The 15,207-nt window shown below is 39.0% G+C and carries 12 protein-coding genes; 11 read left to right on the top strand and 1 reads right to left on the bottom strand.

Annotated elements, in window-relative coordinates; all coding sequences use genetic code 11:
• Window positions 1-11 precede the first annotated feature (11 nt).
• The 9 genes from ASE74_RS09015 (at window position 12) to ASE74_RS08975 (ending at window position 12,989) form a co-directional block, all read left to right on the top strand.
• On the top strand, window positions 12-2,279 hold the full coding sequence (locus ASE74_RS09015; protein WP_055907450.1) for a GH92 family glycosyl hydrolase: 2,268 nt from the start codon (window positions 12-14) through the stop codon (window positions 2,277-2,279).
• A 67-nt stretch (window positions 2,280-2,346) separates the two neighbouring features.
• Window positions 2,347-3,222, top strand: coding sequence for an ROK family protein (locus ASE74_RS09010; RefSeq protein ID WP_055907447.1), 876 nt, complete (start codon window positions 2,347-2,349; stop codon window positions 3,220-3,222).
• Window positions 3,223-3,481: 259 nt separating this feature from the next.
• Complete coding sequence (locus tag ASE74_RS09005; protein ID WP_055907444.1) at window positions 3,482-4,453, top strand: basic secretory protein-like protein; 972 nt, start codon at window positions 3,482-3,484, stop codon at window positions 4,451-4,453.
• Window positions 4,454-4,734: 281 nt separating this feature from the next.
• Window positions 4,735-5,406 (top strand): basic secretory protein-like protein, encoded by a 672-nt coding sequence (locus ASE74_RS09000; protein WP_055907442.1) that lies wholly within the window; start codon window positions 4,735-4,737, stop codon window positions 5,404-5,406.
• Between the two features lie 40 nt (window positions 5,407-5,446).
• Complete coding sequence (locus ASE74_RS08995) at window positions 5,447-7,735, top strand: GH92 family glycosyl hydrolase (protein ID WP_055907439.1); 2,289 nt, start codon at window positions 5,447-5,449, stop codon at window positions 7,733-7,735.
• Window positions 7,736-7,883: 148 nt separating this feature from the next.
• Complete coding sequence (locus ASE74_RS08990; RefSeq protein WP_055907437.1) at window positions 7,884-9,293, top strand: DUF1080 domain-containing protein; 1,410 nt, start codon at window positions 7,884-7,886, stop codon at window positions 9,291-9,293.
• An 11-nt stretch (window positions 9,294-9,304) separates the two neighbouring features.
• Entirely contained in the window at window positions 9,305-11,278 is a 1,974-nt protein-coding gene (locus ASE74_RS08985) for a c-type cytochrome (RefSeq protein ID WP_055907434.1), read from the top strand.
• 304 nt (window positions 11,279-11,582) lie between these two features.
• Window positions 11,583-12,272 (top strand): ribose-5-phosphate isomerase RpiA, encoded by a 690-nt coding sequence (gene rpiA, locus ASE74_RS08980; protein ID WP_055907431.1) that lies wholly within the window; start codon window positions 11,583-11,585, stop codon window positions 12,270-12,272.
• A gap of 327 nt (window positions 12,273-12,599) precedes the next feature.
• The gene (locus ASE74_RS08975; RefSeq protein ID WP_055907428.1) at window positions 12,600-12,989 is read left to right on the top strand and encodes a hypothetical protein; all 390 of its coding nucleotides are present in this window, start codon (window positions 12,600-12,602) and stop codon (window positions 12,987-12,989) included.
• 237 nt (window positions 12,990-13,226) lie between these two features.
• Here the strand turns inward: ASE74_RS08975 and ASE74_RS08970 are convergent, their stop codons facing one another.
• Window positions 13,227-14,213, bottom strand: coding sequence for a GlxA family transcriptional regulator (locus ASE74_RS08970; protein WP_055907425.1), 987 nt, complete (start codon window positions 14,211-14,213; stop codon window positions 13,227-13,229).
• Between the two features lie 132 nt (window positions 14,214-14,345).
• Between ASE74_RS08970 and ASE74_RS08965 the strand changes: the two genes are divergently transcribed.
• Both ASE74_RS08965 and ASE74_RS08960 read left to right on the top strand, forming a co-directional pair.
• Window positions 14,346-14,765, top strand: coding sequence for a VOC family protein (locus ASE74_RS08965; protein WP_055907422.1), 420 nt, complete (start codon window positions 14,346-14,348; stop codon window positions 14,763-14,765).
• A complete protein-coding gene (locus ASE74_RS08960; protein ID WP_055907418.1) occupies window positions 14,762-15,139 on the top strand; it encodes a DoxX family protein in 378 nt (125 codons plus the stop codon). The genes ASE74_RS08965 and ASE74_RS08960 overlap by 4 nt, the downstream gene beginning before the upstream one ends.
• Window positions 15,140-15,207 lie beyond the last annotated feature (68 nt).

Here is a 15,207-nt window from a genome sequence, read left to right as displayed (position 1 = left end):
ACAAACAAACAATGAAACTTAAATTAATTACAACAATTTTATGCTGCATGGCCGCCCAAGGTATATCAGCGCAGCAGAAAGATTGGGTTCACTATGTAAACACCCTCCAGGGCACCAATTCCAAGCATGAACTCACACGTGGAAACACCTATCCCACAACTGCATTACCTTTTGGTATGCACACCTGGACTCCACAAACCGGGAGAAATGGCGATGGCTGGAAATATCAGTATTTTAAAGATAAAATCAGGGGATTTCAGCAAGCACACCAATGCAGCTCGTGGACCAGAGATTACGCTGTATTTTCATTAATGCCAGTGGTTGATGAGCTAATTGTGGATGAAAATCAGCGGGAGGCAAAATTTAGCCATAAAGATGAAATTGCAAAACCAAATTATTATAAAGTAACCTTTGAAAACGAGATCACAACAGAGATTTCGCCCTCAGAACGTGGAGCGCACCTCCGTTTCAGCTATCCAAAAGGTAAAAGGAGCTTTTTAGTGTTAGATGGATATACCAGGTTGAGCGGTGTTCAGATTTATCCGAAAGAAAATAAAATAACCGGTTGGGTAAACAATGGCGAAGGCTTTAAAAGGGGCTGGAAAAGTTATTTCGTCATCCAGTTCGATCAGCCGATCAAATCTTACGGCACCTGGGAAAACAAACGTAATACAATAAATAAAGATTCGCTGCTAGCCGAAGGATTAGGAAAAGGTGCATTTGTGCAATTTGAATCGGGCTCAAAAGTTCAGGTGAAAACGGCTTCCTCCTACATTAGTTTAAAACAGGCCGAACTGAATTTAAAACAGGAATTAGGCAACGATAAAACAGTAGAAGATACAAAGGCAAATGCCGCTGCGGTATGGAATAAATCACTGGGTAAGGTAGAAGTAGAAGGTGGTTCTAAAGCAGATATGGAAACTTTTTATTCGTGCTTTTTCAGGGCGAGCCTGTTTTCCAGAAAATTTTATGAAATTAATGAAGCCGGCAAACCCTATTATTTTAGTCCTTACGATGGTAAAGTACACAACGGTTATATGTTTACCGATACCGGTTTCTGGGATACTTTCCGTGCACAGTTTCCATTAAATACTTTGCTACAGCCCGAAATGCATGGTAGATACATGCAAGCCATGCTTGATGCTTATGAACAATGTGGTTGGTTGCCTTCGTGGTCTTTCCCTAGCGAAGCTGGAAGTATGATCGGTAACCACGCCATTTCTTTATTGGCTGATGCCTGGGCAAAAGGGATCAGAACCTTCGATCCTAAGAAAGCATTGGATGCTTATTACCATGAAGCAATGAATAAGGGGCCTTGGGGGCCAGCAAACGGAAGAGATGGTGTTACAGAATATAACCAGTTGGGCTATGTTCCATATCCGAAATATAGAGAGGCTACCGCAAAAACTTTAGAATATGCCTACGATGATTACTGTGCATACCAATTGGCCAGAATGACCGGTGATAAACATTACATGGAGCTTTTCGAAAAACCGATGTACAATTATAAAAATGTTTATGATGCTTCAACCAAGTTTATGAGGGGCAAAAATGCAGAAGGCAAGTGGACGCCAAATTTCGACCCGACAGAGTGGGGCGGTCCTTTTACCGAAGGCAATGCCTGGCACTGGCAATGGTCGGTTTTTCAGGATACAAAAGGCCTGATTAATTTAATGGGAGGGAGCGATCTTTTTACAGCAAAATTGGATTCTGTATTTACCGAACCCAATAAAGTAAATGTAGGCTCGTATGGTGGTATGATTCACGAAATGACTGAAATGGTGATGGCCAATATGGGTCAATATGCCCATGGAAACCAACCCATACAGCACATGGTGTATCTGTATAATTATGCGAATCAACCCTGGAAAGCTCAATTTCATGCCCGTGAGGTGATGCACAAACTTTATGATGCTACCGAAAACGGTTATCCGGGTGATGAAGATCAGGGGCAAACTTCTTCCTGGTATGTTTTAAGTGCCTTGGGTTTTTATAGTGTTACTCCAGGTTCAGGAGAGTATGTTTTAGGAAGTCCGGTATTTAAAAAAACGACCATCAATTTAGAAAATGGTAAAAAATTCGTGATAGAGGCACCCGCAAATGATCAATCTCACGTTTATATAGAAAATGCAACACTGAACGGCAAAAACTTCACAAAAAATTTCATCAACCATAGTGATATTTTAAAAGGTGGCGTGTTAAAATTGGAAATGAATGTTAAACCTTCGTTAAAAAGAGGGTTATTGGAAGAAGATAAGCCGTTTTCGCTCAGTAAATAGATATTGAATCGCTACTTTTGGCGAATTAATATAGGATAGTAGAATAAATAACAGAAATATATATAGAATGGAAAAGCCTGTTGCATTAGGTGTAGATATTGGCGGCTCGCACATTACAGCCGCATTGGTGGATTTAGAAACAAGAACTTTGGTGAAGGATTCCATCAAGCGTAGCCCTGTGAACTCGCAGGAGAATAAAGAAGTGATTTTATCAGCATGGTGTGAAATCATCAGCAAGGCTTTTAAAAACGTTAAAAACGGATCGAGAAATGTTGGAATTGCAATGCCGGGGCCATTTAATTATGACGAGGGCATTTCGCTGATTAAAGATCAGGATAAATTTAAGTCACTTTACCAGGTAAATGTTAAAGAAGAATTGGCCAAACGTTTGGCAATTCCTACCGATAACATTCATTTTATAAATGATGCCGCAGGCTTTCTTCAGGGTGAGGTTTTTGCCGGGGCCGCAAAAGGAAATGCAAGTGTATTGGGTTTAACGCTTGGCACAGGCCTGGGATCATCACTTTGTTTAAATTATAAAGCATTTGATGCAGACCTCTGGAATTCTGAATTTTTAGATGGAATTGCAGAAGACTACCTCTCTACACGCTGGTTCGTAAAACGTTTTAAGCAATTGAGCGGAAAAGAAGTTGACGGCGTTAAGGAATTGGTAGAAATTGTAGAAACCGACCATTTTGCAACCATGGTTTTTATGGAGTTTGGCTACAACCTTGCGCAGTTTTTAATCCCGATTATTAAAAAACATAAAATTGATACGGTAATTGTAGGTGGAAATATTGCACAATCATTCAATGCATTCGCTCCCGAATTAATTGCAACCCTAAAGGGAAATGGTATTGATACCGAAATTAAAATTTCAGAACTTAAAGAGCACGCAGCACTTATAGGTGCAGCCAGCTGTTGCGATTTGAGCTTAACATAACCTCATATTACTGCAGGATGCTTATTCTGCAGTAAATTTCTTCCAATACAATACGGCGGTATTATTGCCCGTTTCTCTTCTGGATTACCTTAATTGGTGCGCATCTCGAGCGTGAGTTACTAAAAAAAATAAAATAAATTTTCCATCTGCAAGAATATGCTTATCATTGTTTAATAAAACGTTTTAGTAATGCTGTTAGTCAGGTTTATTTAGGCGTTTTATATTATCATATAGATCCTAAACACACCAATAAACCAAAATGAAAAAGTTTTTAATCATAGCATTACTGTTAGGGCCGCTAAGTGTAATTGCTCAGGAAAGAGGTTATCGGTTAACCATCAGCGATGAAAATAATGTTGTTGATGCAAAAACCAAAGTTAAACTGGATACAGCCTTTAATCAGGTTTATCCAAAATTTGCCATGGCAGATGGCTACCGGACCAAGAGAAAAGCCGAACTAACTTTTGCCAACAGCGAAACGCCTACCATTAAGGCCAAAGCAGGAGAAATTAAGGTAAACAGCGATTGGGTTAAAAACAAATCTCAAAAGAAAATTGAAAAAGAATTGTTTACAGCACTTTCCAAAAACTGGGTTTCTTACAGCCAAGAAAAACATAAAGGCTATACCTTAACTTTTATCAGCAAAGATCCAAATTTAGATCCTGCGGTGAGGAAAAACCTCATTTCTACCTATTTCGAAATTTACCCGACTTTGGTTAAAACCTTTAACGAAAAATCTACTCACGATGTATTATTTGTGGTAGATACTGCCTACAAAGCGGTTGCCGAAGCTAGCGGAAACAGAATTCTTTTTAGCGCGGGTTATATGAAAGCACATCCAACCGATATTGATGTGGTAACACACGAAACCATGCACATTGTACAAGGGTATGGATATAGCGCTGGCCCGGTGTGGTTAACCGAAGGTATTGCAGATTATGTTCGCTATAAATACGGCGTCGATAATGTGGGCTCTAAATGGAGCCTGCCAGCCTACAACGAAAAGCAGAATTATACCAATAGCTACCGGATTACCGCCCGCTTTTTTGCCTGGTTAGAACAAAATGTAAAACCAGGTTTAATAGCTACCTTAGATCAGCAGTTAAGAGCACATCAGTATACAGATCAATCGTGGACAGCTTTAACTGGAAAAACACTAGATCAACTTTGGGCCGATTACGGCAAAGAACCCCAAAAAGTAACCCTTACCTACAGCAGTAAGAAATCATAAAAAGAAATTTACAGAAAGTCAAGTTTTACAGGCAATGTGACAAGGCAAACTTGACTTCTCTTTGGATACATACCAAAAAGAGATTTATCCAGACAGATTTAGCTTCGCTGAACACTCCGTTGCACCCGCTAGCTTTCGGGTCCGCTACAAATGACGACCGCTGTTTTGTAAAAATAACCATCCTTAAAGTAAAATTTTTGATCATTTACTAAAACGTTTTACATATTATATTTATTTTGCAGAACTAAATGCGCTAACCAAAGTAATAATATCCCTAATAAATGAAAAAAATATTTATTCTTACAATTTTCGCAGCCCTTGTTTCTACTTTCTCCGTACAGTTAAAAGCACAGGAAATTACCAAAAAAAACGGTTATACGCTTTCTTTCGAGAGTAATTTTGCAGCACTTGATCCTCAACTGAAAAAACGTTTGATCAAAACTTTCTTCGAAGTTTATCCTAAACTGGCTAAAGAATACAATCCATCAACCGTTAAAGAGGTAAAGTTTTTTGTAGATACTGCTTACGATGGTGTTGCTGCAACTGCCGATGGCAAAGTAACCTTCAGTTCGATGTGGATGATAAAGCATCCTGAAGATATTGATGTGGTTACCCACGAAGTGATGCACATTGTACAGGATTATGGAAGGAGTGTTGGCCCGGGTTGGTTAACAGAAGGTATTGCGGATTATGCACGTTACAAATTCGGTGTAGATAATGAAGGTGCCAAATGGTCGCTGCCAGTATTAAAGCCAGATCATTCTTATAAAAACAGCTACCGCATTACCGCTGCATTTTTTGCCTGGATGGAGAAAAATGTAAAACAAGGTACCATTAAAGCCGTAGATGCCGCATTAAGAGACCATACCTACACCAAAAATATCTGGGAAAAATTAACAGGTAAAGATTTGGATGCACTGTGGGCAGATTACGTTAAAAATTCTGAAGTTTAAAAAATAATTCCAAGCATATAAAAAAACACAAACACGACAAATGAAAAAATTACTTATCGCCTTATTGAGTGTTGCGGCATCAACCAGCTTTGCGCAAACAATAGGGAAAATTACAGATCCTGTTGATTGGATAAACCCATTAATGGGAACAGCATCCAAACCGGATCTATCAAACGGGAATACCTATCCGGCAATCGGTTTACCATGGGGAATGAACATGTGGTCGCCACAAACCGGCAAAAACGGCGATGGATGGGCTTATGTTTACGATGCAGATAAAATCAGAGGTTTTAAACAAACCCACCAACCATCACCATGGATGAACGATTACGGTGCTTTCTCTATCATGCCTGTTACGGGCAAGCTTAGGTTTACTGATGATGATCGCGCAAGCTGGTTCAGCCACAAAGCCGAAATTTCTAAACCATATTACTATAGCGTTTATTTAGCAGATGCTAATGTAACCACCGAAATTACCCCTACAGAAAGAGCAGCACAATTTAGGTTTACTTTTCCTAAAACCGATAGTTCTTATGTAGTGGTAGATGCCCAAAACAAGGGTTCGTATATTAAAATCATTCCGGCAGAAAGAAAAATCATTGGTTATACTACTAAATATGCCCGTGGTCCGCTGCCTAAAAACTTCAAAAACTATTTTGTAATCTATTTCAATAAAGATTTTAAACTGGCTAAAACCTGGGATGATAAAAAATTAAACGATAAAGATTTAGAGTTAACAGTAGATCATGCAGGTGCAGTAATCGGTTTTGCCACTCAAAAAGGCGAGCAGGTAATTGCTAAAGTTGCCTCTTCGTTTATCAGTTTTGAGCAAGCCGATTTAAACTTGAAAAGAGAGTTGGCCAATGACGGTTTCGATGCTACAAAAGCAAAAGGCCGCGCAACATGGAACAAAACTTTAAGCAAAATCAGCGTAGAAGGTGGTACAATCGATCAAACACGTACTTTCTATTCGGCTATGTACCGCACATTGTTCTTCCCAAATAAATTATACGAAGTTGATGCACAGAACCAGATTGTACACTGGAGCCCATATAATGGTCAGGTATTACCAGGCTATATGTTCGCCGGTACCGGTTTCTGGGATACTTTTAGGGCTTTATATCCTTTCTTAAACCTTGTTTATCCTTCAATCAACAAAGAAATGCAGCAAGGGTTAATCAACGATTATAAAGAAGGTGGTTGGTTGCCAGAGTGGAGCAGCCCAGGTTATGCCAATATTATGGTGGGTAACAACTCAGCTTCAGTTGTTTCTGATGCCTACATTAAAGGTATGCGTGGTTATGATATCGAAACTTTATGGTCTGCTTTAAAACATGGTGCCAACAACGAAGGCCCTATGGAAGCCGTTGGCCGTGATGGGGTTAAATATTACAACGAACTAGGTTATGTGCCTTTCGATGTTAAAAAGAACGAAAATGCAGCTAAAACCTTAGAATATTCTTATGATGACTTCACCATTTATCAATTGGGAAGAGCTTTAGGCAAACCCGCCTCAGAAATTGATATTTACAAGAAAAGAGCCATGAATTATAAAAATCTTTTCGATCCGGCTTCTGGTTTAATGCGTGGTAAAAATCAGGATGGAACTTTCCAAAGTCCGTTCAGTCCATTTAAATGGGGTGGTGCATTTACTGAAGGTAACAGCTGGCACTATACCTGGTCGGTTTTTCAGGATATTGATGGTTTAGCCAAATTAATGGGCGGCCACAGTAAGTTTGTAAATAAATTGGATTCAGTTTTCTCTATGCCTCCGGTATTTGATGAAAGTGCTTATGGTGGCGTAATTCACGAGATCCGTGAAATGCAAATTGCAAACATGGGTCAGTACGCTCATGGTAACCAACCGATTCAACACATGATTTACCTTTATAATTATGGCGGTGCACCTTATAAAACACAATATTGGGTGAGAGAAACCATGAACAGGATGTACAAAGCCACTCCTGATGGTTATTGTGGTGACGAAGATAACGGACAAACTTCTGCATGGTATGTATTTTCGGCCATGGGTTTTTACCCGGTAACACCAGCTGTAGATCAATATGTTTTAGGCGCACCTTTATTTAAAAAGGTAACAGTTACTTTAGAAAACGGTAAAACTGTTGTCATAAATGCTGCTGCAAATAGCGATAATAACCGTTATGTACAATCGTTGCAAATGAATGGTAAGCCTTATTCTAAAAACTGGATTAGCCATAGTGGTTTACAAAAAGGTGCCGTGCTCAATTTCAATATGACAGCCACGCCTAACAAAACCAGAGGTTCAAATCCTGCTGATTTCCCTTATTCATTATCAACAGAAAAATAGAAAAAGATTAAGACTGTATCATAAAATAAAATTGTCATAAAGAGCGCATAAGCACTTGTGCATGATTAATTTGAATTCAACTTTATGATACAGTCTCATTTTAAAATAACAATTGGTTCTTAATTAAGGCCAAACTAAAACCAAATATATGAACATCAACGTCTCGAAGACGGGTTTTACAGCCATTGTCTGGCTATGCGGAACCCTGCTGGCATTTGGCCAGCGTATTGATCTCAAAGATCTTTCAGCCTTCAAAAATCCTTCAAATTCATGGTCATTAGCGCAAAATGTTGTTACTGATCTTAATGCCGAAAATGTTTTAAAAACTACCAAAGGTGAAGGTATTCTCGTCAATCAATCTTCAGCCAAAAAATCCGGAGCAGATTTATACACAGTTAATGAGTATGGTGATGTAGCAGTAGAACTGGATTATTTTACTGCAAAAGGAACAAATTCAGGAATTTACCTTCAAGGTAATTATGAAATTCAGATTGATGATGCATGGGGATTAAAAAATGCAACATCATCAAATAACGGTGGCATTTACCAACGTTGGGATGACAGCAAGCCAGAAGCAGAAAAGGGATTTGGAGGCATTGCACCACGTCAGAATGCCAGTAAAGCACCAGGTTTATGGCAACACATTAAAATCATTTTCCAGGCACCAAAATTTGATGCTTCCGGAACAAAAACACAGAATGCTAAAATCATCAGTGTAGAATTGAATGGTGTGCTTATTCACGAAAATGTTGAACTCTTCGGCGCAACAAGAGGAGCAGCCGGTGCTGAAAAAGCAAAAGGCCCTTTGCGTTTGCAGGGCGATCACGGTTCGGTAGCGTTCAGAAATATCGAAATTAAAGAACTATCAGAAATTCCTAAAGCAAATCAAAACGGAGGTGCAGATCCAATCTATATCGATGCGGCAAGCAACAATATGATTAGAAGCTTTGTTGATGTGGCACCACGCGTACGTTCGGTACATGCCATATCGGTAGGTGGACCAGAAAAAACTGCTTATAGCTATGATTTAGATAATGGAACCCTATTGCAAGGATGGCACGGTGATTTTATAGATGCTACACCAATGTGGGATGGCCGTGGAAACGGAACTTCGCGTGCTTTGGGCAGTGTAACCCGTTTTACCCAAAAACCTATCCTGGCCATTGCAAAATTAACAAACGATCAGGCTAAATGGGTTGCCGATACCGCAGGTACTGGTTTCAGAACCAAAGGTTATGTAATAGATAAACAAGACCGCCCGGAATTTAAGTATATCATCAATGGAACAAATGTTACCGATGCCGTTAAGGTAATGGAAAATGGACAAGGTTTAACAAGAGAAGTTACAGTGGATAAACCATCAAAAGATTTATATTTCCTATTGGCAACTGCTTCAAATATCGAAGAAGTAACAAAAGGTTTGTACCTGATTGATGATAAATCTTATTACATCCAATTAGCTGATGGATCTGCAAAGCCGGTAATCAGAGATGTTGATGGTAAAAAAGAGATTATTGTAGCTATTGGAAGCAAGTTAAATTATACCATTTTGTTTTAATTGGAATCACAATGAGAAATACATTTAAAAAATTAGCAATACTGGCATTAAGTTTTAGCTTTACCACAGTTTTTGCACAGGAAACACCGAAAGAAGAAGATTTTTTCAAAATAAATAAAGTACGCGTTCCCGAAGGCCCTATTTTAGAAGTTGGTGGCTTAATAACCCTTCCAAATGGAGATTTAGGAGTATCTACCCGTAGGGGCGATGTTTACATTGTAGAAAACCCAACCAGTGCAAAGCCCTATTGGCGCAGGTTTGCTTACGGTTTACACGAAATTTTAGGTATAGCCTATAAAAACGGTGCAATCTATGTAGCACAGCGTGGCGAATTAACCAAACTGGTTGATAAAGATCAGGATGGCAAAGCCGATGTGTACGAAACCGTTTATGCATGGCCTTTAAGCGGTCACTACCACGAATATAGTTTTGGCCCCAAATTAATGCCTGATGGTACTTTTATGGTTACCGCAAATGTTGCTTTTGGTGATGAAGAATGGTGGCGCGCAGAAAGTCGTGTGCCAATGCGTGGCTGGGCAATGAATATTACCGAAGATGGAAAAATGAGCCCTTATGCTGCAGGTTTCCGCTCGCCGGCAGGAATTGGGAGTATTGATGGCAAATTTTATTATACCGAAAACCAGGGCGACTGGGTAGGATCAGGTGGTTTATGGAAAGTAAATAAGGGCGATTTTATGGGTCACCCGGCTAGTTTAAGGTGGACTAACTTACCAAATTCTCCAGTTAAACTACAGTCAGATTTCTTTTACTCGCAAATAGATGAGCGAAGAACCAAAAACGAAGAAGGAAGATACATCAAACCAGAAAATAGGGTAAACGAGAAATTCAAAACCTTATTCGAAATGAAAAAAGTGTTTCCTGAGCTGCGTTTACCTTCAGTTTGGTTGCCTTATGGCATTTTGGGTATCTCATCTGCCGAACCAGTTAAAATTCCTGAAAATACATTTGGTCCATTTGCAGGTCAGATTTTAGTTGGCGATCAGGGAATGAGTATCATTTCGAGAATTTTTATGGAAACCGTAAAAGGTGAAGAGCAAGGTGCAGCCTTCCTTTTCCGCAAAGGTTTCCGTTCAGGAGTATTGCGATTGGAATGGGGTACTGACGGATCTTTATTTGTTGGAGAAACCAACCGTGGTTGGGGATCTGCTGGCGACGCAAACGAAGGTTTAGAAAGATTGGTTTACAACAATAAAACACCTTTCGAAATGAAAGCCGTAAGGGCAATGCCTGATGGTTTTGAGGTGGAATTTACCATGCCTGTCGATCGTAAATCGGCTGAAGATTTAGCTTCGTACAATGTTGAAAGTTTCATTTATAAATATCATCCAGTTTATGGTTCACCTCCTGTTAATACAGAGAAATTAAAAATTTCTGGTGTTAAAGTTTCAGCTGATGGCTTAAAAGCCAGAATTATAGTTACTAATCTCCGTCAATATTATATTCATACCTTAACATTGGATGGAATTAGATCGCAGAACGGTTTTTACTCATTGATTCATCCTGTAGCTTATTACACGCTGAACCAGATTCCGGATGGAAATAAACTATCTGCCAGCGAGGTAAGTACTAAAAATTCGGCAACTCCAGCTGCGCCTGCAAAGAAAACCGCTGTGCCTAAAGGAACATTACGTAAAGCACCTGAAGCAAAAGGACCAGCAGGAACCGAAGCGAAACCTACTACTGTTACTACTACTTCAACAAAGGCACCAACTTATAAAGAGGTAGAAGGTTTGCTCGCTAAAAACACCTGTTTAGCCTGCCACAATCCAACCAAAAGACAGATTGGCCCGCCCTTCGCTGAAATTGCAAAACGCAAATATTCACCTGAAAAAATATTTCAGTTAATTCATAACCCACAACCGCAAAACTGGCCGGGTTACTCAACCGAAATGCCGCCAATGCCGCAGGTAACCAAAGCAGAAGCGTTGAAAATTGCAGGATGGATAAATTCCTTAAATAAATAAGTTAGATTAGTTGTTAATGAACGGTTGGTAGAAATGCCAGCCGTTTTTTATTTTTATAAGAAAAAATGAAGAGCATTATATTGTTTATACGCCTGTTCTTCAGTTTTCATGCTATCAATTAGTGCATCACCGACCGGATATGAATCGGAACTTAAAAAAGAAATGGGGATTCCACTAGTGCAGAATCCCCATCATCTAAATTAACGCTCTCATATACATAAACGCTATATAATGGATTTATTGCATCAGCTGTAATTTTTTTTTCGTTTTTGGGATATTTACCATTTAAACCTACTTTTACTTTATGGCTACGATAAATCAAACCGAACAGAATGCAGAAAAACTGGCTGCTGCCCTGGCTGCAGTAAAATTTGTTAAAGATGGCGATGTTGTAGGGTTGGGTACAGGATCTACCACAACTTTTGCCATTAATGAATTGGGTAAGTGCGTAAAAGATGGGCTAAAAATTACTGCTGCGGCAAGTTCAATCCGGACGGAAGAATTGGCCATATCTTTGGGCATCCAAATTTTAGATCTTGGAAGTTTAAGCGAAATTGATATCAGTATTGATGGGGCAGATGAATTTACAGAGACCCTCGATCTGATTAAAGGTGGTGGAGGAGCATTATTTAGAGAGAAAATAATCGCATCCTTAAGTAAGAATACCATTGTCATTACCGATGCCTCTAAAAAAGTTAAAAAACTGGGTGCTTTTACTGTTCCGGTTGAGGTTATTCCCCTGGCTTATCAATATGTATCAGACCAAATCAATAAACTTGGCGGCAAAGCAATATTAAGATTGGCAGGGGAGAAGCATTATATTACCGATAACGGAAACCTGATTATCGATGCAGACTTTGGCTTAATTGCCGATCCTCAAAAGCTATCATTCGATCTCAATCAGATTAATGGAGTGCTCGCTCACGGCCTTTTCGTAAACATTACTTCAAAGGTGATCATGAGCGAAGGAAAAGATATTATCATTTTTGAATAATAGTTGGTTGATTTGTCATTTGGTCATTAGTTTGTTCATCACTGGTTCATATTCAACGTTATTGCGAACTGAAGGGTTAAGGTAGCGGGCAGTGTGAAGCGATCTTTTAATGGTTTACTTGTCATTAGTTTATCGGTTGTTTAATTAAACGATTAGTCGACTTTGAAGTAATCCAGAATTTCACCGATAAAATTCAATTTTTAAAAACACCCAAATTTTTTTACCGACGGTTTTATTTCACTCACCGATAAAACCTCCCAACTAAGAGAAAAGCCATTCCCCGGCGTTGGTTTCTGTGCTACATTTGATTCATAAAACAAAACGGTCATGGAAAATTTCATCAAAAAAAATCACGCAGATAAACAATTCGGTTTAGGTATTTTAATCATCACAATCGGTTCAGTATTCTTACTAAGAAACTCAGGTATCGATGTTCCACATTGGATTTTAAAATGGCATACCATCATGTTAGGTGTAGGTTTGTGGATGGGTTACCGTAAAAACTTTCAGGGCAGCAGCTGGTTGGCCTTAACAATAATTGGTGGTTTATTTACCCTGAAAGCGATCAGTATTTTCGATTTCGATTTATCACGGATCAGTACAGCTTTGATGCTAATCGGCTTAGGATTATATGTAATTCTTAAACCTAAAAAGGTTCAAAATTTCGATCCTTATTTTGAAAAGAAACCTGTTGACTTTACTGAAAAAGAAAGCTAAAATTCTTAACTCCATCATATATTTTAACAAAGGGACGTTTTTGAACAATGTCCCTTTTTTTGTGCTCAATAGCAGCAGGCTTAGAGGGCGATGCAATATGCATTTTCCCTTATAAAAAAAGAAACGGGGATTCCACCCTTAGGCAGTATCCCCGTCATCTAAATTAACGCTCTCACATACATAAACGCTGTAAATAGAATATATTGTGTACAGCTAATTTTTTTTCTGCAGATACAATTAAACCTGCAATACCGGTACTGCTTTATGGTATTTATTGCGGTACTCAATCGGTGTTAAGCCTGTTATTTTTTTAAAAACATCCCTAAACGATTTGGTATCTGTATAACCTACATCAAACATTACTTCTGTTATATTCTTTCTGCTCGATTCAAAGCTCCGTTTTGCAGCTTCAATTTTTACCCTTTGGATATATTCGATTACAGTATTTTTGGTGGCACTTTTAAATCTGCGTTCAAAACTCCTTCTTCCCAAAGCCAGCATATCTGCCAATTGATCTACAGTGATCCGATCCTGATAATTGCCATCAATAAATTCCTGTGCTTTTTTAATTTTTGCATCCTCATGGCCTTTTTGCCCCTGGAACATCATAAAAGCCAGCTGGCTCTCGCGATCGATATCAATAGCGAAATATTTGGCCGCTAAAATGGCCGTGTCCCTGTCTGTATATTTTTCTACAAGGTATAAAAGTAAATTCCAGTACGAATTGGCCCCACCGCTGGAGTATAAACCCTGAGCATCAGTAATAATACTACCATCAACAAGCGTTACAGCCGGAAACATTTCTCTAAACTGGTTGGCAAATAACCAGTGTGTAGAGCATTTGCGGCCATCTAATAAACCCGTCGCAGCCAGTAAAAAAGCACCCATACAAAGTGAAGCTACTTCTGCACCTTTAGCATGTTGTTTTATAATCCACGGCAACAAATCCTGATTCGCTTCCATGGCATAACCGATATTACCACTAATGGCCGGTACAAAAATTAAATCCGTTTGATCCACCTCGTGCAACAGCTTATCTACATGTACCGAGAAAAGGCTGTTATTTAACCTCACCTCTTTTGTCATCCCAACAAGCTCAACTTTGAACAGTGGCAACTTGCCCGAAGCCTGTAAGAACTCGTTAACAGCGGTAAATAAATAGCGTGGATCTGCAATGGCTTCGATCACGGCAGTCTCTGGAATTAAGATAGATACATGTTTCATAATCCAAATATAACGAGCCTGTTTGTCGTAAACAACCCCCGCAATTGTCGTTTCTCCATATTCAGCCTGTTAATTTCTGCACGTATGTTTGCATTGTAGCACTAGTGGCTTGGATACATAAAAATAGAATCAATGACTTGTATAAACTCATATCTTACATTTAATGGCAACTGTAGGGAAGCAATGACTTTTTATCAGCATTGCCTGGGAGGAGAATTAAGTTTCGAAACCATTGGCGAATCGGAGCATGCCGATAAAATGCCCAACCATATGAAAAGAAGCATTATGCATGCTGTTTTAGCAAAAGATGAGCTCGTAATTATGGCTACTGATATGGTTGAAGAACGTGGCTTAATAAGGGGAAATGCTATTGCGATGATGCTCAGTTGCAGCTCAGAAGAAGAAGCCCGGTCTTTTTACAACAAACTTTCAACAGGTGGGCAGCCATCACACCCTCTAGAAGTAACATTTTTGGGTGCATTATTCGGCGATTTAACAGATCGGTTCGGAAACACATGGTTAATTAATTACGATAAAAATAAATACACATGAAAAAGTTAAACACCTGGTATTGGATTGCGACAATTATTTTTGCACTAATGATGATAATGGATGGTGTTGGTGGAATAACGCAGCAGGAAGCCGGTAAAGAAGTGCTTAAACACCTTGGCTACCCTATGTACCTGCTGATCATTGTTGGCATGGCCAAATTGCTTGGTGCAGCTTCTATTCTTCAAAACAAATTTGTAGCCATTAAAGAATGGGCTTATGCAGGTTTTGCCATTAATTTTATCGGGGCTTTTGCATCCAGAGCGTTTGTGGGTGATGAAATATCATTGCTGATTCCGCCTATTGTTGCGCTGGTTATTATGTTTATTCCTTATGTTTTGTGGAAGAAATTAGAACCAAATGTTAAAATAAGTTAAAAAGAAACGGAGGGTTTAGTTAAGGATTTTTGAGAACCAAATATTGTTAACTTTGGGTATTGTAAACA

Origin of the sequence: Pedobacter sp. Leaf216 (assembly GCF_001421515.1) — a bacterium.
GTDB lineage: Bacteria > Bacteroidota > Bacteroidia > Sphingobacteriales > Sphingobacteriaceae > Pedobacter.
This window is presented reverse-complemented; position numbering and strand designations above follow the sequence as displayed.